Below are 23,661 nucleotides of genomic sequence, written 5' to 3' on the forward strand. Positions count from 1 at the left end.
GTGTCTTTTTTATGGTGAGAGCGCCATTTGAAGGCACTCCAAAGCCGCCCAGCGGCTGTGTTCCAGCGTGACAAGGATCACAGCGCTGCATGCTCTCCGCGGACTATTCGTGAGGAGTGGCGGTAAGAGAGAGAGATGCGAACTATTCCTCATTTACGAGCAGGTCTCATGTGCTTCTTCCTTGCCTCTTCGTGGCACTGGGGTTTCACGCAGCAGCAGACCGCGCCTCTGACCTTGCGAGAGGCCGTGGAAGTTTCTCTGGAGAAGAGCCCCGACAGAACAATGGCCCAGACTGCGGTAGATGCCGGCCGCGAAGGCTCGCGCCTGGCACGCACTGCTTTGCTGCCCAGTCTCACTTTCAGTGAGGCAGCGACGCGCGGCAATGACCCGGTCTATGTCTTCGGGACTCGTCTGCGGCAGCAACGCTTTCAGCAGAGCGATTTCGCGCTGAACAGCCTGAACCGCCCGTTGCCGATCAATGACTTCACGACCCGCTTCGCCGGTAACTGGATGGCCTTCGATTCCTGGCACACCCAGTTTGAGATCAGACGTGCCGATCTGCTGACCAAAAGCTCCTCGGCGGCCGCTACGCGCGCGGACCAGGAGATCGTTCACCGTGCGGTCGAAGCGTATGAGTCGATCCTGCTGGCCATGCGCCAGGTAGAGGTGGCACAGCGTGACGTGGAGACAGCGAAGGCGTTGCTTGGGTCCAGCGAGAATAAGGTGAAAGCCGGCCTTGCCGTCGATGCGGATCAATTGACCGCCGCAGCTAATCTGTCAGAACGTCAGCAGAACCTCATCAGCGCCCAGGGTAGGGTAGAGGTTTCCTGGGCCGAGCTTGAAGCCGCTATCGGCGAACTTATTCCCCCCGAGGCGCGGAATCTGCGGCCCCTCGGCGAGCGGCACTTTGACCCCCTTCCGCTGGCTGACGAGCTCGCTGTTGCCCTAAAGTCGCGTCCCGACCGTGAGGATCTCGCCCTGCAGCGCCAGGCGCAGCAGGCGGCCGTTCAGTCTGCACGCTCTGCCTTCGGTCCGCAGATCAGCACCTTTGGCTCGTGGCAGACAGACAGGCCCAGTATCGCAGGCGCAGGTGGCAAAAACTGGCTGGCCGGGGCGGAACTCCGCGTCGATATTCTGCCCGCTGCGAAGCGCGAAAATCTTGCACTGGCCAAGATCGCATTGCGCCGCGCGGAAGCCGCCACCACTTCCGCCGATCAGCAGATTCGGCTCGAAGTCACCCGCGCTTACTACGAACATCAGGCAGCGCAGCAGATGCTCGACGTGGCCCGTGCCTCAACCGCTCAGACAGCGGAGAGCCTGCGCATTCTGCAGAACCGCTATCAGGCCGGACTTGCAACGATGACGGAACTGCTGCGAGCCGAAGATGCGGAGACACAGAGCAGCGCCAACTATTGGCAGGCAGTCTCTCGCAACACGCTGACCTACGCAAATCTCAAGTTCGCAACCGGAACGCTGACACCTGGCAGCGTAGAGGACCTTCAATGACCAGTCTCAGCAATAGACTCGCCATCTTTTTTACTGCCGCTTCTTTCGTACTTGGCGGATGCGCGGATAAGAGCAGTACGCCAATTACGCCCGCTGTGGTGACAGGCCTAGCGGTCTCTCGATCCAGCCTGATGCAGCTGCCGAATACGGTTGACGCTGTCGGCACTGTTCATGCACGCGAATCGGCTGTCCTCTCGGCGCAAGTGATGGGCCGTGTTCTTTCCGTTGGCGTACATGAGGGCGATCCAGTACGAGCACGGCAAGCGCTCATTATCCTTGATGATGCCCAGGCGCGATCAGATGTGGCACGCGCTCAGGCCGAGGTCGCTGCCAGCGATCAGCAGGTGAAGGTCGCTGCGAGCCAGGCATCGCTCGCCCAGTCGACACTGGTTCGCTACAAGCTTCTGCGTGATAGCAAGAGCGTCAGCCCGCAGGAATTTGATGAAGTCGAGCGGCGTGCCCAGGCCGCCACTGCAGCGCTTGAGGCTGCGCGCTCGCAGGGCCAGGCTGCTCAGGCGGCAGAGTCGGGCGCGCGCACTGCTGCGGGCTACTCCCGGCTGATGTCGCCCTTCGCCGGGGTGGTCGTCGCGCGGCATGTAGATCCAGGCGCGATGGCGACACCAGGCATGCCACTACTTGAAGTGGAGCGCACCGGCCCGCTACAGTTGCAGGCCGCTGTAGATGAGTCGCTGCTCGGTTCCCTGAAGCAGGGGGGGGCGGTCCCCGTACAGATCTCAGCCATCTCTTCGCAGCCCATCCAAGGGAAGGTTGCGGAAGTGGTGCCAGCAGCTGATCCGGCCAGTCGCACCTTTCTGGTGAAGATAAATCTTCCAGCTGTTGCAGGTCTTCGTTCGGGCATGTTCGGGACAGCCCGGATGAGCGGCGGTACCGATCATCCCGTGGTCGTGGTCCCACAATCGTCGCTCGTGACGCATGGCTCGATGAATGGGGTATGGGTCCTCGACGCTAACGGCATTGCATCCCTGCGCTACATCACGCTTGGCGGCAAGCACGAGACAAATATCGAGGTTCTGTCAGGGCTCAGCGCCGGTGAGACAGTGGTGTTATCTCCAGGCGATCGCGAGCTCGGCGGCAAGCGGATCGAGGTGCAGCAATGAAAGGCTCCCTCGGCATCGCCGGACGTCTGGCTGCTGCCTTCCTTGACTCGAAGCTGACGCCTCTCTTTATAGTCGCGTCGCTTATTCTCGGCGTGTTTGCAGTCATGGTGATCCCGCGCGAGGAAGAGCCGCAGATTGTCGTGCCGATGCTCGACGTCACAACTGCCATGCCCGGTGCATCTCCGGCAGAGGTTGAGCAGCGAGTCTCAGTACCGATTGAAAGGCTACTGCGGGAGATTCCGGGGGTAGAGTATGTCTACTCCACATCGAGCCCGGGCCAGAGTCTCGTCATTGCGCGCTTCCTTGTCGGGACACGCGAAGAAGATGCACTGGTCAAGGTCTATAGCAAGCTCTTCTCCAATATGGATCGTCTGCCGCAGGCCGCCTCGCAGCCTGTCATTAAGGAGAGGTCCATTGACAATGTGCCTATCCTGTCGCTGACCCTGTGGGGAAAGAACTATAGCTCCTATCAGCTCCGGACCATGGCGGCCGAACTTGAACATAGCATTCAGCAGGTTGATAACGTTTCTGAGACCAACATTCTTGGGGGGCAGCCGCGCGCCATGCGGGTGCTACTCAGCAACGATCGGCTGGCCTCCTACTCCCTTTCGGCCGGAGACATTGTCGACAGGCTGCGGGCGGCTAACTCCCGTGTTGAGGCAGGCCAGTTCGCCTCTGGCAATCAGCAGTTTCTGGTCGACGCAGGAGACTTCTTCCAGCGCAAAGAAGACCTTGAAGGAGTAGTGGTCGGCGTCGATCATGGGCGCCCCATCTATCTTCGCGACGTGGCCTCGAAGATCGAAGATGGCCCTGCAGAGCCCCAAAACTATGTTCTGTTCGGCACCGGCGCAGGCACAAAAATACAGGGCCAGACCATCGGCAGTGAGTTTCCCGCCGTCACCATCACCGTTGCCAAGCGCAAGGGGACGAACGCGACCGACATCGCCAATGCAGTGCTGAAGAGAATTGCAGAAATGCGCAGGACCACCCTGCCGGCAGATCTGAACATAACAACTACCAGGAACTATGGTGATACAGCAAAGGCGAAGTCGGACGAGCTGCTGAAGCACCTGCTGCTGGCCACTCTCTCCGTCACTCTTCTGATAGCCGTCTTCCTCGGCTGGCGCGAATCGGGAGTGGTGCTGCTCGCCATTCCTGTAACGCTGGCGCTTACGCTGGCTGTCTTCTATCTCTATGGCTATACGCTTAACCGCGTTACGCTCTTCGCCCTCATCTTCAGCATTGGCATTCTCGTCGATGACGCGATCGTTGTCGTAGAAAATATGGTTCGCCACTTCCGCCTGCCCGAGAACACGGGCCGGCCGGCGAGCGAAGTTGCCATCGAGGCCGTCGCCGAAGTCGGCAACCCGACGATTCTTGCCACCATCGCTGTCATCGCTGCCATCCTGCCGATGGCCTTTGTCCGGGGACTCATGGGGCCGTACATGCGGCCCATTCCAATTGGTGCTTCTTCGGCCATGGTGTTTTCGCTCATCGTAGCCTTCGTGGTTTCTCCCTGGGCTGCAATGCGCCTGGTATCCCACAGTGCGGAACAAAATGCAAAGCACGGTTCGAAGGAAGGTGCGACGACGCGCTTTTATCGGCGCATCATGTCGCCGCTCATCAATTCCTCCCGTCACCGGTTATTTTTTCTAGTGGGAGTTGTTCTTCTGCTACTGGCGGCCTGCGCGCTGGTTCCTCTCAAACTTGTCCGCGTCAAGATGTTGCCATTTGATAATAAGAGCGAGTTCCAGGTCATTATCGACATGCCGAATGGGACTACGCTCGAGCAGACCACGCGGGTTGCTCAGACGCTGGGCCACTATCTGGCCGAGCAACCGGAAGTCGCAAATTATCAGATTTATTCCGGTCTCTCGGGCCCTTACAACTTCAATGGGCTAGTTCGTCACTACTACCTGCGCCACGAGCCCTACCAGGCCGACATTCAAGTTAACCTGCTGCCCATTGCAGAGCGTAGCGTCCAGAGTCATGAGATTGCCAAGCGGCTGCGGCCAGAGCTGGTCAAGCTGGGCCTCCCCTTTGGTGCGCGCATCAAGGTCAGTGAAGTGCCGCCCGGCCCTCCTGTCATACAAACTCTTGTCGCTGAAATTTACGGCCCGCAGATGGCCGGGCAGCTTGAGGTAGCCAGAAAGGTCAAGCAGGTTTTTCAGCAGACTCCGGGTGTAGTCGATGTCGACTGGTATGTCGACGACCCTCAGCCGAAGCTCGTCTTCAAAGTGGATGAAGCAAAGGCCGCGTTGCATGGGATCGCTGTGTCGGAGGTCGCGAAAGCACTTGAGGTCGCCGAATCGGGAGCCGAGGCCGGGCTTCTTCACGATGCGCAGTCTCGCGAGCCTATCCCTGTAGATGTGCAGATGGAGCGCCCTGACCGCTCATCGCTGCAGCAGATTGAAAACATGAAGCTCACCGGAGCTGACGGACATACCGTGTCTCTCCGAGAGTTGACCCAGGTGCAGCAGACGACGCTGCAGCCGAGCATTTACCACAAGAACATGCAGCGGGTGGTCTATGTCACTGGAGACGTATCGGGTGCGGAAGAGAGCCCTGTCTATGCGATCTTCAAGATGAACAACGCCCTCGATAAGTTCAAGCTTCCTGCCGGTTATACGTTGACGCGCTACAATTCGGTGCAGCCTGAGTCGACCGACCACTACTCCATGAAGTGGGATGGCGAGTGGCAGATTACCCTTGAAGTCTTTCGCGATCTCGGACTTGCTTTCGCGGTCGTCCTTGTTCTGATCTATGTCCTGGTGGTCGGGTGGTTCCGTTCCTTCATCGTGCCGCTGGTCATCATGGCTCCGATCCCACTGACACTGGTCGGCATTCTTCCAGCGCACGCTATGCTGGGGGCATTTTTCACTGCTACCTCCATGATCGGCTTCATCGCTGGCGCCGGTATCATCGTTCGCAATTCAATCATCCTTGTGGACTTCATCGAACTCCGCCGGGCCCAGGGCATGCCTCTCGCCGAGGCAGTCATCGATGCCGGCGCTGTCCGCTTCCGGCCCATGCTACTCACCGCCGCCGCTGTTGTTGTTGGCGCGAGTGTCATCCTCTTCGATCCTATCTTCCAGGGGCTGGCACTCTCACTCATCGCAGGCGAAGTAGCCTCAACCGTACTCTCGCGACTGGCCGTTCCTGTTCTTTACTACATGGTTCAGAAGCATTCTGCCGGCGGCGGTACTCACATCCATTCACCCGAAAATATCGCCGAGTGTGAACGTCCGGTATGTGATGTACCGGAACAACTCTCTCGTGGATAAGGAGAACTCCCATGACTGTCGAACGTGCTCTTCGTCTCATCGCAGGTACCGTGATTCTGATATCGCTCGCACTTGCGCACTATGTATCCCCCTACTGGTACATTCTGACCGCCTTTGTTGGACTTAATCTGCTCCAGTCCGGAGTTACAAACTGGTGCCCGGCTATGACCATCCTTCGTCTGCTGGGGCTGAAGGATTCCGCAACCGGACAGTCTTGCGCCAGGTGAACCGATGGATGCGCCTACTCCACGACGTCGGCCTGTGCGAAAGGCCGTGAATGCTCTTAGGGATGAAACCTATCGAGCCATGCTGCGGCTCGAAGGAGGCAGGCCCGATGCTGCGCCGCTGCTTTGCGATGCGCTGCTGACAGCGTGGCGCGGCAGTGGTTCCGTCGAAGAGCCTGAGCAATTTGGCGAGTGGCTTAGGAAGGTCACTCCCGTTTGCCTGGAAATGCTCTACGCTTCGACCCACGGTGGGTATGGCAAGAGCGCTTCTGCTCATTATTCCCGACCCCCAAACATCAGCAAAAGAAAGCTTCTGAGGGAAAACATGGAAATCAAAGTGGCTCATCTTGACCACGTGCGGTTCTCGATCCAGACACGTGGTCATACGATTATCAGCGATCAGCCGGTTGAGGCTGCCGGCAACGACACCGGAATGACGCCTCCGGAACTGCTGCTCGCCTCCCTCGGCTCCTGCGCAGCATTTTATGCAGTCCAGTATCTGAAAATAAGAAAACTCGCCGAGAGTGGAGTGGAAGTCACCGTACATGCAGAGAAGTTGAAGCAGCCTTCTCGCATCGGAAATTTTCTAATCCAGGTCGCTTGTCCCGTTCCGCTTTCGGAAGAACAAAAGCAGGGAATGATGCGCGCCGTGCATCAGTGCCTTGTGCATAACACTCTTCTGAATCCTCCAGAGATTGCGATCCAGTTGACGACAGAAAGTCCGACAGAGGCACAGGTCCAACGGTAAGGAGGTTCTACTGTTATGGCAAGCATCCTCGTACTCGGTGCAGGAGTGGCGGGACATACCGCTGCTGCATTTCTTCAAAAATGGTTGGGTAGCGACGGTGAAGTCACGGTCGTTTCTCCCAAGCCTGACTACAACTGGCTGCCTTCCAATATCTGGGTAGGCGTGGGACGCATGAGCCCTGACAAAGTCCTCATTCCTCTTGCTCCCATCTACAGTGCCCATGGGATTCGATTCAAACAGGCACGCGCTCTCAGCATCCATCCCGAAGGGAGTGTCACGGATGCAATTCCTCATGTTGAGATCGAATCCACTCTCGCTGCGAGTGCTGGTGCAAGAGAGATCCTCCACTATGACTTTCTCATTAACGCCACAGGGCCGAGGCTGAACTATGCCGCAACAGAAGGACTTGGGCCGGATAAGTACAGCTACTCTGTTTGCACCGCATCGCATGCCGCGGAGACAGCTGTAGCCTTTCTCGAAAATGTTGAGCGCATGAAGCGCGGAGAGCGACGGCGATTTGTCGTTGGTACGGGTCATGGCACTTGCACCTGCGAAGGCGCGGCATTCGAGTACATCGTCAACCTTGAGTTCGAGCTACGCCGTCACGGTGTTCGCGACAAGGCGGATGTCATCTATCTTTCAAACGAATATGAGCTTGGCGACTTTGGCATGGGAGGAGCCCACATCCGTCGCAATGGCTACATTACTCCGACAAACATCTTCACCGAGTCACTCTTCGCTGAGCGGGGAATCGAGTGGATTATACGATCGCATGTGCAGAAGCTGGAGCCTGGACGCCTCTATTATGAGAACCTCGATGGCGAGGAAAAGGATCTAGCCTTTGATATGGCTATGCTCCTTCCGCCATTCTCTGGAGTTGGACTGAAAGCCTATAACCAGAATGGAGAAGACATAACGCCTGGTATGTTTACTCCGAACGGCTTTATGAAGGTTGACGCGGTGTATGAGCCGAAGCCCTATGAGAACTGGCTTGCGAGCGATTGGCCGCGGACTTATCAAAGTCCCGCCAGTTCTCGCATATTCGCCGCCGGCATTGCCTTCGCTCCTCCTCACGCCATTTCCCGGCCTCACATCAGCAAGCGTGGAACACCAATCTTTGCAGCTCCTCCAAGAACAGGAATGCCCTCTGCCACCATCGGAAAAACAGTCGCACATACAGTGGTTGACATGATTCGCGGCACCGGCAAACCAATGCATTCGGCATCCATGGCCGAGCTGGGCGCAGCCTGTGTTGCATCGGCCGGGGCTGATATCTTCCACGGCACCGCTGCCACGATGACCGTGTTCCCAATAGTTCCAGACTATGAGCGCTTCCCTGAATATGGCCGTGATCTTGATTACACCATTGGAGAGATCGGCCTCGCCGGCCACTGGGTGAAGCTGCTGCTCCATTATTTGTTTATGTATAAGGCGAGACTACGCCCTGGCTGGGCCTGGATACCGGAGTAACTTATGAACGAGCAGACAGTTGTAAAGCCCATTGCTCCGATAGCTCGCGGGCTATCGGAGTATGCTACGGTGCCAACGAAAGCGACTGTATTCATGCGCACATTTCTTCCCTGGCAGATCATTCGCTTTCTTGTCATCAATGCCAAGATCATGTCGATGACGCGCCGCAATGAGAAGCTGCACTGAGCCAGCGCGCCGGGAGCAATGTTATGCCGCTATCTCTATGCAATCGAAGCGGAGGAAAACTTGTGTCAACAATCTATAGGCAAGTCCTATAATTAGTAAGCAACACTACCACTGGGAAAAGATACATGCTGTTAAGAAACTCCGCCTTCGCGGGTCTGTTTTTCCTGTTGTCGCTGCCGACTGTCTCCACTGTCGGGGCAACGACTATCAACCGGGGCACATCTTTCGACGCCGTACCCTATCGCCTTCACCTCTACCACCTGCACACGGGCGAACATATCGATGTAGTCTATCGGAGGGGCAATCAGTATCTTCCGGAAGCTGTGGCTGAGCTGGATCATTTTCTCCGCGATCACCGCACGGGCGATGAAAAGGACTATGACGTTAAGGAGTTCGATCTTCTCCATGATCTGCTTGCCAAGCTAGGGCGGCCCAATGGGGAGATTGACATCGTATGCGGTTATCGCACACCTTGGAGCAATCATTATCTTCGCGAACATGGACACGGAGTTGCGCTGCATAGTCAGCACATGGAAGCCAGGGCGATTGACATTCGTATTCCAGGAGTTTCTGCAGCGACAGTTCGCGACGCCGCTCTTTCTCTGCATCGCGGCGGGGTAGGTTATTATGCGCAGTCGAACTTTGTGCACGTGGATGTAGGTAGAGTGCGCCGGTGGTGAAGGCTAGTTCGCATAAGGCCGTCCTTTTGCCAGTACTGCATTAAGCGAGCGATCGTGGCCATAGATGTCGTCGAAAAAGTGAACCTCGCCATTCTGCTCAACCACCGCGGTAAGGTAGACAATCAGCACAGGTACAGGCTTCGTGAGATCCACCTGTCGATTGTCTGGTCCAGATTCCATTGCCTGTCTGATGCTCGTCTCAGTCCACTCGGGCTGGTCCCGCAATAGCCATGTCGCAAGCTCGAGTGGCTTCTCCACGCGCACACACCCATGGCTGAAGTCACGGCGTGACTGTGCAAACAGCTGGGGTGCTGGTGTGTCATGCAGATAGACACTATGGGTATTCGGAAACAGAAATTTCACGAGTCCTAGCGAATTAGTCGGTCCCGGTTTCTGTCGCACGAGCAGTTTGCCTGATCGCATCTGCGCCATCTGGTCTTGAGTCACCGGGCCGCTTGTCACGAGGCGACCACTTAAATCCGTAACCTCGAAGTCCTTTCGCGCAAGATAATTCCTGTCCTTTCTGATGGAAGGAAGTATCTCCGCCCGCGTGATGCTTAGCGGGACATTCCAATAGGGGCGAAAGACAATATACTTCATGTCTTGTGCAAAGACCGGGGTCTGGTGCCGGACCGCTTTCCCTACAACAACATTCATGCGCAGGGCGACCTTTCGATCTTTTGTAAATGCACGCAACACGAACTCCGGGATGTTGACAGCAATCGGAGGTTGAGGAAAATCATGCGGCAGCCATCTCCACCGCTCCAGCGCGTCTTCTAACTGAGTTACCCGGAAGTTCAACGGGATGTTGAGCTGCTGTAAAGTTTGCTTGCCCAGCCGCCCATCGCCCCCTAATCCGTGTCGCACCTGGTAGTGCTTTACTGCATCTACGATAGCTCCGTCATAGATTCCGGTGTCAGTATCTACAATTGCCTCCGGCGGCAAGTCGCCTACGAGTCGCAGCCGTTGCGCAAGTTGTGCAATCCCCGCATAGTAATCGCCGGGCTCCAAGGTCTTTATAACCTGCGGCAGCGGCTTGCCGGGATCCATGGCCTCGAATGTCAGGTAATGCTGAAGAGCGATCTCCGTGCGTCTGTAGCCATCGAACTGCGGCTCAGCTTCATTCAGGACAGCCTGCATGTCACCGGGCGCGATTAAGACCCTCTGCGAGAGAAACTGCACCAGATCATACGTTCTATGGTTGATATCCAGATCGAATTTGAATTGCGCAGGATTTACTCGCCCGATGTGCAGGTCTGAGATGTAGCGCATCGCACTCACGGTAAGCGCCATATCAAAGCGCGCAACTGTATCTGCATTACTAGGTGCACCGTGCAACGCAGCGATGTGGGAGGGCCAGAGCGAAGCGTCGTAGTCCTGGGGAAGTAGACCTTTCTGCTGACTGCTTTCAAGGGCTGCGATGACGCCCAGTGCCTGGCGTGTAGGCTCTCCGTCTCGAGACCACACAGGGGAATAATTCGTTATCGCATACAGCTCCTGAATGCGCTGCACATAGTTTCTGTAGTCAGGCCATCGCAAGTCGCTGAGCTCTCCCCCTGTAGCCAGACTGCGCAGGCGATCCGCCACTGTTTCCGCGTTAAGGACAGGCGTGGGTGTCGGGGCGGCAGGTGAAATCTCCTGCGATTTACATCCGAGAGCAAGTAAGCACGGAAAAAGAACCAGAAGCTTAAGCGCAGTAAGACGTCTTGCAAGAGGCATGACTCATTAGAGCATTGATAAGGTTGCTGTCAGCACAAATGAGTGTGAGTAAAAATGCGAGGTGGGCCCGGAAATAGTCTTGAGATCTTTTGCTCGCGGAATCCGCCCTGCAGGTTATAGATACTGCTCTCTGCTGATTCCCAGCTTCTTCAATTTAGAGTTGAGGGTCGTTCGCTTGAGTCCAAGCTCTTCAGCGGCGCCGCCGGGGCCTCCGATGACACCTCTTTTAGCTCGAAGCACGCGCAGGATATGCTCACGCTCCGCTGTCTCGAGCGTAGGATCTGCCTCTTGCGTGTCTTCGGGATCTTCCAATTCTGCGAGCGGTGCATGCAGAGTTGATCCCTGACTCAAAATCACAGCTCTCTCGATGAAGTTCTCCAGTTCGCGGACGTTCCCCGGCCAATGCCAATTGGAAAGTGCTGTCATGACGTCTGGAGGTATTGCCGAAATAGATTTGCTCATGCGTCGCGCATGCTTCGCTACGAAGTAATTGACCAGCAGTGGAATGTCTTCACGGCGCTGCCGCAGGGAGGGAATGAGGATAGGAAATACCTTAAGGCGATAATAGAGGTCGATCCGAAATTGTCCTTCCTTAACCATTTTGGCAAGATCGCGATTTGTGGCTGCGATCAGTCGGATATCTACCTTGATTGTCCTCTTACCGCCTATCCGCTCAATCTCCTTTTCCTGCAAGGCGCGAAGGAGCTTTGGTTGCAGTTCCAGGGGGAGATCCCCCACTTCATCCAGGAACAATGTCCCCATGTGGGCCAGTTCCAGTCTGCCAATTCTTTGCGCGATGGCTCCAGTGAAGGCGCCTTTCTCGTGGCCGAAAAGCTCGCTTTCGAGTAGCCCCATGGGGATGGCGGAGCAGTTCAATTTCACAAACGTATGATCGCGCCGCGGACTGAGATGATGGATTGCCCGGGCGATTAGTTCTTTGCCTGTGCCGGTGTCTCCCAGGACAAGAGCGGTGGCATCCGTAGGGGCGAGTGTCTCGACCTGCTTCAGGACGCGTTTTAGGCTTGGGCTCTCGCCGACGATTTCTTCAAAGCTGTACTCGGTGCGAAGCTCTTCTTCTAAATAACGCTTTTCCTCGCGCAGCCTGTTGCTCATCTCGGAAAGCTGTCGGAAGACATTAGCGCCGTCAATCGCGGCGGCTATCTGTCGAGCCATCTGCATCAGCATTGCGGTGTCTGCGGTCGTAATAGCTGCTTCGCGACGACTGCCTATCAGGAGCGTCCCAATAATGTTTCCATGACTGTTCAGCGGAAGCCAGCAGCCCGACTTCACGCCTGCCCTCACCAGATGGTCCATTGAGCCGGGCGCGAATTGCGATTTATCCAACTGGTCTAAAAACAGCACTTGCCGATTCTGATAACACCATCCGGCGGGTGAGCCGGCGAGCGGCAGGGTGAATTCGCGGGGGGGCACTTGGTTTTCCTGCGAGGGAAGCTCCTGCACCCGGAGGCGATCAGCGTTGCTGTCGTAGAGCGCAATCGTAGCGTAGTCATTAGGCAGTAGATGGGAGATGCTGGAGGCGATGGCGGTGAGCATCCTCCGTATATCCATGCTGGCGACGACGATGCTGCTCAGTTCAAGCAGAAGAGATTCTTCCGCTCTTCTTCGATCGGTAAGGTCGCGCGTGATCTTGGAAAAGCCGAGGAGCTTGCCATCCTCTCCGCGCAGCGGCGTGATGATTACATTGGCCCAGAGGCGGGAGCCATCTTTGCGGATTCTCCAGCCCTCATCCTCAAACCTACCTTCCTGTGCAGCTACCGCGAGTTCATGGGCGGCCTTGTCGCAGTCGATATCCTCCTGTGTGTAGAAGGTGGAAAAGTGCTTTCCTAGGATTTCCTCAGCTCGATAGCCCTTGATACGCTCTGCTCCGGAGTTCCAGGAGACTATATTGCCATCGGTATCAAGCATGAAGATCGCATAATCCTGCACCCCCTCGACCAGCAGGCGAAATCGCTCTTCGGTCAGATGGAGAGCTTCCTCTGTCTTTCGGCGTCGAGAAATATTGCGAATCACGACTAGAAAGCGCTGGGCTGCATCTTCTTCGATCGGTTCCACCATCACGTCAATGGGGATTTCATGACCGTCGGCGTGAAGCCCGTGAATCGTAATCAGAGATTGGACATCTCCGTCACGAGCTTCGGAAAGGCGAGTCTGGACATATGACGTGTAGGTCTGGGCATATCGCTTTGGCAGGAGCGTGTCGACTGGTCTGCCAATGAGTTCATCCTGCGAATAACCAAATAGCCTTACAGTTTGCGGGTTTGCCTGGAAGATGCACCCATTGTGATCTGCAGTCAGAACGGCGTCGGGCAAAACCTGAAAAAGCGTTTGACTGAGCAGTCGGTTGGTCTCCATCGGGAATGCCCATCACTTTCCATCGCGCTCAACTGCTTAGCTGTTGAATTCTGCTTCGGCGGCAGAACCATCTTACAGGGCGCCATGGAGGAAGAGAGCATCGGCGGATTGTGAGTTCTGCCATCGCTGGACCGAGCTATGTTGGGATGCAGCCGATTCTGCCCGGGTAGCCTGCAGTACAGCAAAATAATAGATCTGTGGGGAGTTCCGAGGCAGAAATCTAGATTGGCTCCAATCGGGATGCAGGCACCTCCTCGGGATTCCTCTCGAGGGATGAAATAGAAGGTTTGCGGTTGAATAATTCGTAAAACGTAGGCAACAGGAAGAGGGTGAGCAGTGTCGAGCTTATCAGTCCGCCAATGACTACGGTAGCGAGCGGCCTCTGAATTTCGGCGCCGATTGAGGTGGAGATAGCCATTGGAACAAAGCCGAGGCTGGCTACGAGAGCTGTCATAAGGACTGGCCTCAATCTCCTCGTGGAGCCCTGCAGCACTGCTTCATGCAGCACCATGCCGCCCTCTCTCAACTGATTGATGGAACTGACGAGAACGACGCCATTGAGCACTGCGACCCCCAGCAGCGCGATGAAGCCCACGGATGCGGAGAGATTGAGATTGATGTGAAACATCCACAGAGCTGCAATGCCGCCCACCAGCGCGAAGGGAACATTTACGAGGATTAGAAAAGCAAGCTTGATTGAGTGGAAGGTCATGTACAGAAGCCCGAATACAACAGCGAGCGCAAGCGGGATAACCAGCAGCAATCGCCTGGTGGCTCGCTGCTGGTTTTCAAACTGGCCTCCATAGGTGACGGTGTAGCCTGCGGGCAGCTTCACATTGTCATTGACCTTCTGCTGGACCTCGGCAACGAAGCTGCCAAGGTCACGGCCTCTTACGTTCGACATGACCACAATGCGCCGCTGGCCTTCTTCGCGGGTAATCTTTTCAGCTCCTCGGGTCAACGTGACATCAGCTACCTGCCCGAGCGTAACGAGTTCGCCGCCCGGAGCGTAGAGTGGAATGCTGCGCATTGCAGACAGATCAGTGCGGTAGCGATCAGGCAGGCGCAGAGCGATCGTGTAGCGTCGCTGGCCCTCAATGACCTCAGAGATAACGGCGCCGGAGGCGGACGCCTCGACGGCCTTCTGCACATCCGAGACATTCAACCCATAACGAGCGAGAGCAGCCCTGCGGATTGCCACTGAAAGTTCGGCAACACCTGAGGTGATCTCCATCTGCGCGTCTGCCGCGCCTCGGACCGTGTTCACCTGGCGGAGCACCTCCTGGGCCAGAGAGTCTAGCTGCTGGAAGTTTTCTCCGAAGATCTTTATCGCGAGGTCTGCCTTCACCCCGGAGACTGTTTCATCCAGCCGCATGGCCATCGGCTGGGTGAAGTTGTAGCTAATCCCGGGGATCTTCGCCAGAGCTTTATCCATTGCATCGATGAGCTCTTCCTTCGAGTGGAATCTCTTCCACTCCTTAGTGGGAGTGAGAGCTACATACACATCGCCCTCGTTGATGCCCATTGCCTCGGTAGCAAAATCCGGCCGCCCAATCTTGGTGGTGACGTCAGAAATCTCAGGGAAAGCGCGAAGTGTTGCCTCAACGCGCTTTGAGATTTCGATAGAGTCGGTGAGCGAGATGCCGGGCAGCTTGCGTGTTTCAACCAGTATGGAGCCTTCATCGAGGCGAGGCATGAACTCCGTGCCGATGAAGATGAGCGAAGCCAGGGACACAATCAGGACAGCCGCCGCGGCGGCGATCATTGGAAGGCGGTGGCGAATCACCCACGACAGGCCGGAAGTGTAGTGCTTGGCCAGCCGATCCATCCATGTCACTTTGTGTAGCTTCTTCTTGTCTTTCTTGAGTCCATGGCGGAACACGAAAGAGCTGAGGACAGGAATGAAGGTGAGCGCGAGCAGCAGCGACCCAAGCAGAGCCGCACAGACGGTGATCGCCATGGGGCGGAACATGCGCCCTTCGAGCCCCTGCAGAAAGAGGATGGGAAGGTAGACAGCTATGATGATGCCCACGCCGAAAGCCATGGGTCGCGCAACCTCAAGCCCAGCAAGCGCAATGGAGGTGGCAGGCTTCTCCTCTTCAGCATGGTCGTGCATCCTGTGAACGGAGTTCTCGATCATCACGACTGCGCCATCGACAATCATTCCGAAGTCGATCGCACCAAGGCTCATCAAGTTCGCGCTGATGCCAAAGAGCTTCATTCCAAGGAAGCTGAAGAGCAGCGAGAGTGGAATGATCGAAGCCGTAACAAGAGCAGCGCGAAAACTGCCGAGGAAGAGCAGCAGCACAACGGTGACGAGGATGAACCCTTCGAAGAGATTGCGCTCTACTGTGTGAATGGTCCCATCGATTACGACTGATTGATCGTAGAAGGGCTTGAGAACAACGCCGGGAGGAAGATGCATGCCTGCGATCTTCTTTTTTACCAGTTCGATAACGTGCTTGCCATTCTCGCCCTTCAACATGATGACCATGCCGGAGATGGCTTCGCCATTGCGGAGAACTGCACCCTGGCGAGGTGCCGGCCCGATTGTTACCTGGGCAACGTCATGCAGCACTACCGGCGTGCCCTGATTGGCCAGCAGAACGATATTGCCAATTTCATCGACCGTGCTTGTTCTGCCCAGGCCGCGCAAGGTGTATTGCTCGTAGGCATGCTCGATGTAGCCGCCACCAAAGTTCGTGTTGTTCTCGACTACGCGCGTAGCCACATCCTTGAGGGTTAGCCCATACTGCTGCAGCAGAGCCGGATCGACCTTGATTTGGTATTGCCTGGTTTCGCCGCCCCACGTGTTCACATCGCTGACACCGGGAATGGTGCGCAACAGCGGCTTGATCTCCCACTCCTGCACGTCTTTGAGGTCCATGGGCGAGAGGCCGCCACCGGCAAGGGTGTATTGATAAAGCTCGCCGAAGGCAGTGGAAGGAGGGCTGAGCACAGGCTGGATTCCCGCAGGGAGCGAAGTTGCCACCTGCTGCAGCCGCTCGTTGACGAGTTGGCGTGCGAAGTAGGTGGGCACGCTGTCCTCGAAGACCACGGTCACCATGGATAACCCGAGCTTCGACAGCGACCGCACCTGCTCCTGCTTGGGCATACCCATCAGGGCACGCTCTATCGGATAGGTGACAAGCTGTTCTACCTCAGAAGGAGGCATCGAGGGCGCGTCCGTCACAATAACAATCTGGTTGTTGGTCAGGTCAGGAAACGCATCGACGGGGATGGTGCCAACCACCCAACCGCCTCCTGCAATGAGTACAAGGACCCCAAGTAGAATGACCCACCGATGAGCGAGCGAATAAGTGATGATCTTTGCGAACATGATGGGTCAGTCCCCCTGCATGGAGGCTTTGAGAAGTTGGGACTTCAGGAGAAAGCTGCCCTGCACCACGACCTCATCGCCGGGGCGCACTCCCTCTGCCAATATGACCTTGCCGTTTACCGATGCACCGATGCGGACAGGATGGGGAGCGAAGCGGTCGGGAGCGGTGCGGACAAAGACTATATCCTGTCCGTTCACCTGCTGCACGGCCTCGGGCGCAATCAGCATGACCGGGTGCCCTTGCCCAACGGCGACCTCCGCGGTTGCCAGCATCTCGGGTCGCAGAATGGCCGTTGGATGTTCAATGTCGATACGCACCTGCAGGCGCCGGGTCGTAGGGTCGAATTCCTGGCCAAGATTCGTGATGCGGCCCTTAAACCGCTGACCGGCAACCCCAGGCAGCGTAATCGAGGCATTTTGCCCCACCTTCAACTGCCCCAGGAACTCCTGACCCACAGAGGCCAGCATCCACAGGTGCCGCAGATCTCCGAGAATGAAAATATCTGTCGCCGGGGCCACGGTGGTGCCCGGAGTTATATTCTTTTGCAGAACATATCCGCTTGCCGGTGCGACTATCGGGATCAACTCGGTGGTTTCGCTGCTGGCATTCGGGGGCAGATCTGCAGGGATGCCGAGATTTTCTTCCAGATGCATTTTGGTGCGGGTGACATCGATCTCGCCGTTTTTGAGAGCGGTTTTCGAGTTGATGAGCTCCTGCCGTGCCTGCTCCGTCTGTTCAACCGAGGCCGCACGGAGAGCATAGAGTCGCTGCATGCGATCGAAATTGATCTGCGCCAGCGATTCCGCCGACTGCAGTCGCGCCCGCTCGGCAACAGCCATCGCGTAGGCCGCGCGCGCCTCATGGACATCGTGGCTGTGCATCCGCGCAAGCACCTCGCCTTGATGCACATAATCGCCGAGGTTGGCGTAGACACGTTCGATGCGTCCCGTGGTCAACACTCCGACCCGCCAGCTCTGGTTATCGGGCAGCACGATCTTGCCGGGGAATTGCAGCATATCGGGTTCTTCCTGAACTGCGAGGGTCGTTGTGGTGATGACCCCGTGCTGCTCCGCGACGGGCAGCACTATCTCCGCTGCATCGCGGGCGGATTTCGATGCCGATGTCGACACGGCTGCCTCGGCTGGAGCGCCGGATTTGCTGCCTGCGGAGCTGCAGCCGCTCGCGAGAGCTATGCCTGCCGCTATCGCGAGCGTAGCTACCGCTGTTGCCGACAATCGTCTCCATTGCTGCATTTCAATTCTTCGTGTCATAACGTTTCGTCCTCGCGCTTTCACGCTGCGCTCCCTCTTCATGGCTCAAGCCCATTGGCATATTCCAGTGAAAGCACGCTCTGGTGATAATTCCCCAACGCGTCGACCCAGGCGCTCTGTGTGTCCAGGCGCAGCTTCTCTGCATCCAGCAGGCGCAGAAGGTCGATGCCGCCTTCGCGATACGCGGCAAGAGAGATGTTGGCGATATCCACTGCCTGATCAAGAAGAGGGCGGTAGCGCTCTGAGACCTGGCGCCTCCAGGTTTCATAGGACATGCGCGCCAGCTTCAACTCGCTCGCACTCTGCTGCTGCACCGCCTGGAGGGTTGCTGCGTTGGCCTGAATGTCAAACTTCGCTGCTGCGGTAGCGCCCTGGTTGCGGTTGAAGAAAGGCAAATTCATCTGGACACCTGCAATCATGGTGTTGAGTCCTCCCGTACGCTTGTAACCAAATGCGGTGTCAAGATCAGGGCGCCCCTGCGCCTTTTGCACCATCAGATTTGCACGCGCTGCATCGATAGCCTGCTGGGCGAGCTTGACCTCGATCCGTTCATTCTCCGGATTCACGACGGTCGGCGGCTCCTTGGGTGGATTGAGTACCTCAAAGGGTTCGCTGAGTCTCCAGTTGCCGGCTTCGGGAAGCCCCATTTCGCGCGCAAGGCGCTGTTTGGCTTCGGCCTCCATCAACCTGCTTGACTCCATGTTGGCTTCCGCGCGCGCTTCTTCCAGACGGATGCGGAGAAGATCAACTGCGGCGATCTTACCCTCATTAAAACGCTTGGCATGATAGTCCAGAATCTCGCGGTAGTATCCAACGCTCTGCTCCGCAAGGATGCGAAGGTACTGAAGCCGCAAGGCATCCCAGTAGCTTTGCGCTACTGCCAGTTCGATGACTCGCTTCTGCTGCTCTGAAGTGAGCTGAGAATGGTGAACGCCGCTCTCCGCCGTAGCGATACGTGCTCCCCTTTTTCCGGAGACTTCCCACATCTGATTGACATAGGCATAGATATCGATGCCCTGCCCAAAGTCCATATCTGGCCGAAGATTCTCCATCTGATAGAAGAGGTGAGGATTGGGAATCAAGCCGGCCTGGCGGCGCATCTGCAACGAGGACTGATAGGTTTGAGCAACCGCCCGCAATTCCGGGCGGTGCGTGAGTGTAGACTGGATCGCGTCGCGAAGAGATAAGTCCTGAGGCAGGGAGTTCTGCGCGAGAACCATCTGCCCCGTCAGAATGGTTGCCAAGGTCGCCGAGAGGATGATGTGCGCCGCGGATCGAATGGTCAGCCTCATATGTTGCCCTTCGCTGTAGGGTGGTACCGTTCCGGGTCGATGAGTTCTAAATAAGGGCAGAAGTACGCCGTCTGGAATGACCAGCACGCAGTGAAGAATTCGCATTTCATCCGATAATCTGGATCGCAATTTGAAGTCCTCAATTGAGGTGGCCGAGTTTTCTTCCCACGTAGATTTCGCATGACGTTATCGCTGCCAAAGGATGTGTGACGCTTCAATAGGAACCGATGCTTCGGGATGGAAGGGCACAACACGCACAGTGAAGTCCTGCGATGGCCGATCAGCGGGGACGCTGCCTGTGTATAGATATGCGTTCTGAGATCCGACGAGATCCGGTCCGCGCTGCATGACTTCAATGAGAGGGTGCCCGCCGGTTGGAGAATCGGCAAAGATTTCCATCTGAATTGAGTTAGCAGGAAGGCTATTGAGATACAGCTGTGCGCTGAACAAAAAGCGTTCTTTCTCCTGCAAGACGGTGAGCGTGCCGAAGCGAATGGTATGCCAGTGCCGGTCAAGATGCTGTCGCCATTCCAGGAGCTCCGCCCCAAGAGTCTCACTTCGGGCGCGCTTCAAATATGCTGTGGCCGCGGGGAGATAATGTTGCTCGGTGTATTCACGAACAGCACGATTGCTTGAGAAGGCGCTCGTAAGGCGCGCCATGCTCTCCTTCATTCGCGCGACCCATCTCGCCGGAATACCCTGTGAGTTGCGGTGATAGAACTCAGGAATCACCCGTTCTTCAAGCAATTGATACAGCTGATTGGCGTCCTGTGCATCCCTGGCTCCATCATGTTCCTGGCCATCACCGATCGCCCAACCTATCTCCGGAGAAAACGCCTCGGCCCACCATCCGTCGAGTACAGAGATGTTGAGGCCGCCATTGACCAGCACTTTCATCCCGCTGGTGCCACAGGCCTCCCAGGGGCGCCGCGGTGTGTTCAGCCAGAGGTCGACACCCTGCACCAGGTGCTCCGTGAGGTGCATGTCATGGTCGCTGAGAAACACAGCATGCGGCCTGACCTCAGGACGGTGAACAAAGCGTACCCATTGCTGAATGAGCTGCTGCCCGACGAAATCCTGCGGGTGCGCCTTACCCGCCAGCACCAGCTGAACGGGGAAATCCCGGTTGGTCAGTATTCGTATGAGACGCTCAGGATCATGGAGAAGAAGGTTTGGCCGCTTATAGGCTGTAAATCTGCGGGCGAACCCAATGGTGAGAGTGTTGGAGTCGAATACTTGTCCGGCGACGGCGACTTGCTGCGGATGCTCACCGCGCGCCGCAAGCTCGCGCGCCAGGCGCACGCGGGTATACTCCACCAGCTCCCGGCGTGAGACAGCTCGCAGCTCCCAGAACTCCTCATCACTGACACAGCGCAGGCTTTCTTCAAGCGTCTTCAGGCTTCCGAGCCAGCGGCCCTTGCCGCAGGATCTGGTCCATAGCGCATCTGATGCCGCCGAATCCCAACTGGGCGTGTGGACGCCATTCGTGATGGCGGTAACGGGAACCTCCAGCTGAGGCCATCGCGGAAAGAGAGGCTGAAAGATGCGGCGGCTGACCTGACCATGCAGCTTGCTTACCCCATTGATCGCGCAGCTGCCGCGGATGGCCAGATAAGCCATGTTGAAGGGTTCAGAAGAGTCTTCAGGATTCTGGCGTCCCAGGGCCAGCAGATACTTCAGAGGGATGCCGAGAGCTTGTTCCGCATAAAGCGTGAAGTACTGCTCGATGAGCTGTGGAGCGAAGCGATCAAAGCCTGCCTCGACGGGCGTGTGGGTTGTAAATAAATTCCCTGCACGCGTAACCGCAAGCGCGATATCAAAGGGCTGCTTGTGATCCAACATCCAGCCGTGGGCCCGCTCAAGTACGGCAAAGGCCGCATGGCCTTCATTCATGTGGCACACCTCAGCATGTAGGCCGAGACTCCGCAACAGCCGCCACCCTGCGATGCCGAGAACCATCTCCTGTCTCAGGCGAGCCTCTGCTCCTGAAGGATAAAGCTCGCTGGTGATGCCGCGGTAAGAGGGAAGATTAGCAGGATCATTCGTATCGAGCAGATAGAGTCGGGTGCGGCCCACTACTGCCTGCCATACACGGATCCAGAGCTTGAAGCCGGGCAGGACAACTGGAATTCGCAGCCATTCACCAGCGGCGTCGCGAACAGGAGTGATGGGAAGCTGGCCCGGATCATTGAAGGGGTAGAGAGCTTGCTGGAGACCTTCTGCGTCGATCTGCTGGCGGAAGTATCCTTGCTGGTAAAGCAGGCCTATGCCGACCACGGGGATATCGAGATCGCTCGCAGCCTTGAGCTGGTCTCCCGCCACATTGCCCAACCCGCCAGAATAGATAGGCAGCGCCTCACTCAGCATGAACTCCATGCTGAAGTAGGCGACGCATGTCAGGGGCGAGTCTGCATGCGTCTGACGGAACCATCCGGGGCTTTCGATGGCGCTGCGGCGCTCAGCAATCAATTCCTCCAATAGTTGCATCATTGCAGGCTGTTCGAGGGTAGCTTTCAGCTTTTGCTGGGAGACGGTCTGCAGGATGACCCACGCATTCTGCGTGAGATCCCACAACTCCGGCTCCAGACGCCGCCAGAGCTCATCGGAAGTGTGATGCCATGACCAACGAAGATCGAGAGCCAGTTGGACGAGCGACTCAAGAGGACCATCCGCCATGGCAGCTGTGCGCTGAACGGCCTCGGTCATGATTCCTCACTTGTGCAGATGAGCTGGGAAGACATAGATGTGCCTCGAATAGAGGCTAGCAACGAATGATCAAAGTTCCTGTGACACGCATCACGCCATAGACATGCGGAACATGTCAGACGACGGGAGCACTAGAAGGGGCGTCTTGTGTCTGCGTGCTTAGGGCAGACTTGCGTAACAGGAATGAATTCATTACGCGGGCGACAACACTCACAGCTGCTGCACTCGTTGCCAAAAGGAACAAAGAGAACTGCCACGCATGAGGAACCAGATCGGGCAGCGGCCATCGTGACCAGTGAGAAAGATTAATCATGGCTCGCGGATCGCACAATTGCCACGCAAGTGAAAACGGCACTACATAGAGCAGCCATGCTCCAAAGGCGGAGTATCTGGGCACGGTTGTCATGGACGATACATAGTTCAAACCGGCGATGAGCGGTACCGTGTGCAATAGGACCGAGGTGATTTCGACTTGGCTGTCAACGATGATGCCCAGCAACCACACGGGCAGCCCCAGGCCAAGAAAGAAGATAACCCCCGCTGATACTAACCGGTCGGAGCGGATGAAAATTCCAACTGCCAGCGTTATCGATGCCCAATAGCAGGCCCACATGATCTCGTGTCTGTCAGCAGGGCGTTTCAGCACCAGGTCGATGATTAGAGACAGGAGTACCAGGGCTGCAAGGGCCCTGGCCAGCCGGAGAGACGGTCTCCTGTTCATACAGAGATCATCCTGTACTTTGACACAAATATACGGTGATCTCTGTCACAGGAACAGTGATCTGGCGCACGAATGGCGCGTGACACAAATCACAGATTGTTATCTACCCGATCGGTAACTCTACTATCGCCTGGGAATAAATGATTCCTATCGGCAAGGAGGAACTATGCAATCCCGATGGATGGTTCGTGTATCTGGTGCGTTCGCAGTTCTCGCACTCCTGTTTGCGGTCGGCTCTCCGCTAGTAATGGCGCAAAACGCCGATTCGCCTGAGATTAACAAGTTGCTGGCAGACGCAAAGGACCATGCAGTGCTGGCGGAGAACGACGCCGACACCCTCAGCTCCTATACAAATTCAAAACTCTCCTGGGAGACGCATGCTCACCGGCTTGAAATGATCAAGACGCATGTGAACAATCTGGGCAAAGTTGTAGCGGACCTGAAGGACAAGCGCGCAGAGGGCTCAGCTTGGCAGCAGGAGGCGATCGATCGCATCGATCCTCTTCTGAATGACATGGCCGAGAATCTTACGGCCACCATCAATCACCTGAACGACAACCGGGCCAAGGTTCACATGCCGCCCTATCGCGACTACGCGAAGGCGAACTATGAGCTGGCAGCCAGAACGACTGCCGTCATCAGCGACCTGGTGGAGTACGGCAAGGCCAAGGCAAAATCTGAATCGCTTGAGCAGAAACTTGAACTACCTGCTTCTGGCAGCGGCGAATAAGGCCGCGAGCCATGCAAGACGATAGGTCGTGCAAAGCTGCGGGGTGCTCAGTAACAGCCAATCTGCCTGAAGCATCGCGTATCGAGCATGCATCCCCTGGCAGCTTGATCTGCAGAGAACGGGTACGGGAAGGCACAGAGTTCGGGGCGTGGGCGATAGCTCACCCTGCCGAGCGCCTCCTCGTCCCGTTTATGCAGCGGGTGATGAAGATCACAGCCGATCACGAAAGAAGACGCCATCATGAATGGTGGCAGGGAAGTGGAAGCGACTTTACCTGCGGATGGATCCTCTG

Annotated in this window: 16 protein-coding genes; 9 read left to right on the forward strand and 7 right to left on the reverse strand. The window is 56.7% G+C overall.

Annotated elements, in window-relative coordinates; translation table 11 throughout:
• The first annotated feature begins 135 nt into the window (after nt 1-135).
• From C7378_RS11555 to C7378_RS11590, 8 genes are all read left to right on the forward strand, one after another.
• Nucleotides 136-1,506, forward strand: coding sequence for a TolC family protein (locus C7378_RS11555; protein WP_131996579.1), 1,371 nt, complete (start codon nt 136-138; stop codon nt 1,504-1,506).
• A complete protein-coding gene (locus tag C7378_RS11560) occupies nt 1,503-2,624 on the forward strand; it encodes an efflux RND transporter periplasmic adaptor subunit (protein WP_131996582.1) in 1,122 nt (373 codons plus the stop codon). The genes C7378_RS11555 and C7378_RS11560 overlap by 4 nt, the downstream gene beginning before the upstream one ends.
• Nucleotides 2,621-5,908 (forward strand): efflux RND transporter permease subunit, encoded by a 3,288-nt coding sequence (locus C7378_RS11565; RefSeq protein WP_131996585.1) that lies wholly within the window; start codon nt 2,621-2,623, stop codon nt 5,906-5,908. The genes C7378_RS11560 and C7378_RS11565 overlap by 4 nt, the downstream gene beginning before the upstream one ends.
• 11 nt (nt 5,909-5,919) lie before the next feature.
• Nucleotides 5,920-6,135, forward strand: a complete 216-nt coding sequence (locus tag C7378_RS11570; protein WP_131996588.1) for a YgaP family membrane protein — start codon at nt 5,920-5,922, stop codon at nt 6,133-6,135.
• A gap of 46 nt (nt 6,136-6,181) precedes the next feature.
• Nucleotides 6,182-6,880: an OsmC family protein gene (locus C7378_RS17975; RefSeq protein ID WP_243648210.1), complete on the forward strand. Its 699-nt coding sequence runs from the start codon at nt 6,182-6,184 to the stop codon at nt 6,878-6,880.
• A 15-nt stretch (nt 6,881-6,895) separates the two neighbouring features.
• Complete coding sequence (locus C7378_RS11580) at nt 6,896-8,350, forward strand: NAD(P)/FAD-dependent oxidoreductase (protein ID WP_131996591.1); 1,455 nt, start codon at nt 6,896-6,898, stop codon at nt 8,348-8,350.
• A gap of 3 nt (nt 8,351-8,353) precedes the next feature.
• Entirely contained in the window at nt 8,354-8,536 is a 183-nt protein-coding gene (locus C7378_RS11585) for a hypothetical protein (RefSeq protein ID WP_131996594.1), read from the forward strand.
• Nucleotides 8,537-8,661: 125 nt separating this feature from the next.
• The gene (locus C7378_RS11590) at nt 8,662-9,216 is read left to right on the forward strand and encodes a YcbK family protein (protein ID WP_131996597.1); all 555 of its coding nucleotides are present in this window, start codon (nt 8,662-8,664) and stop codon (nt 9,214-9,216) included.
• Between the two features lie 3 nt (nt 9,217-9,219).
• Here C7378_RS11590 and C7378_RS11595 read toward each other — a convergent pair whose 3' ends face one another.
• The 7 genes from C7378_RS11595 to C7378_RS11625 form a co-directional block, all read right to left on the reverse strand.
• On the reverse strand, nt 9,220-10,803 hold the full coding sequence (locus C7378_RS11595) for a L,D-transpeptidase family protein (protein ID WP_165876774.1): 1,584 nt from the start codon (nt 10,801-10,803) through the stop codon (nt 9,220-9,222).
• A 246-nt stretch (nt 10,804-11,049) separates the two neighbouring features.
• Nucleotides 11,050-13,308 carry a sigma 54-interacting transcriptional regulator gene (locus C7378_RS11600; protein WP_131996603.1) on the reverse strand — a complete coding sequence of 753 codons (2,259 nt, stop codon included), beginning with the start codon at nt 13,306-13,308 and terminating at the stop codon, nt 11,050-11,052.
• Between the two features lie 220 nt (nt 13,309-13,528).
• Entirely contained in the window at nt 13,529-16,648 is a 3,120-nt protein-coding gene (locus C7378_RS11605) for an efflux RND transporter permease subunit (protein ID WP_131996606.1), read from the reverse strand.
• Between the two features lie 6 nt (nt 16,649-16,654).
• Entirely contained in the window at nt 16,655-17,920 is a 1,266-nt protein-coding gene (locus tag C7378_RS11610) for an efflux RND transporter periplasmic adaptor subunit (RefSeq protein ID WP_165876775.1), read from the reverse strand.
• A 38-nt stretch (nt 17,921-17,958) separates the two neighbouring features.
• Nucleotides 17,959-19,212, reverse strand: coding sequence for a TolC family protein (locus C7378_RS11615; RefSeq protein WP_165876776.1), 1,254 nt, complete (start codon nt 19,210-19,212; stop codon nt 17,959-17,961).
• 186 nt (nt 19,213-19,398) lie between these two features.
• Entirely contained in the window at nt 19,399-21,918 is a 2,520-nt protein-coding gene (gene glgP, locus C7378_RS11620) for an alpha-glucan family phosphorylase (protein WP_131996615.1), read from the reverse strand.
• 115 nt (nt 21,919-22,033) lie between these two features.
• Nucleotides 22,034-22,639 (reverse strand): hypothetical protein, encoded by a 606-nt coding sequence (locus tag C7378_RS11625; protein ID WP_131996618.1) that lies wholly within the window; start codon nt 22,637-22,639, stop codon nt 22,034-22,036.
• 166 nt (nt 22,640-22,805) lie between these two features.
• On the opposite strand from C7378_RS11625, the gene C7378_RS11630 reads away from it, so the two are divergent.
• On the forward strand, nt 22,806-23,369 hold the full coding sequence (locus C7378_RS11630) for a hypothetical protein (RefSeq protein WP_131996621.1): 564 nt from the start codon (nt 22,806-22,808) through the stop codon (nt 23,367-23,369).
• Nucleotides 23,370-23,661: the final 292 nt, after the last annotated feature.

This window comes from Acidipila rosea (genome assembly GCF_004339725.1).
GTDB lineage: Bacteria > Acidobacteriota > Terriglobia > Terriglobales > Acidobacteriaceae > Acidipila > Acidipila rosea.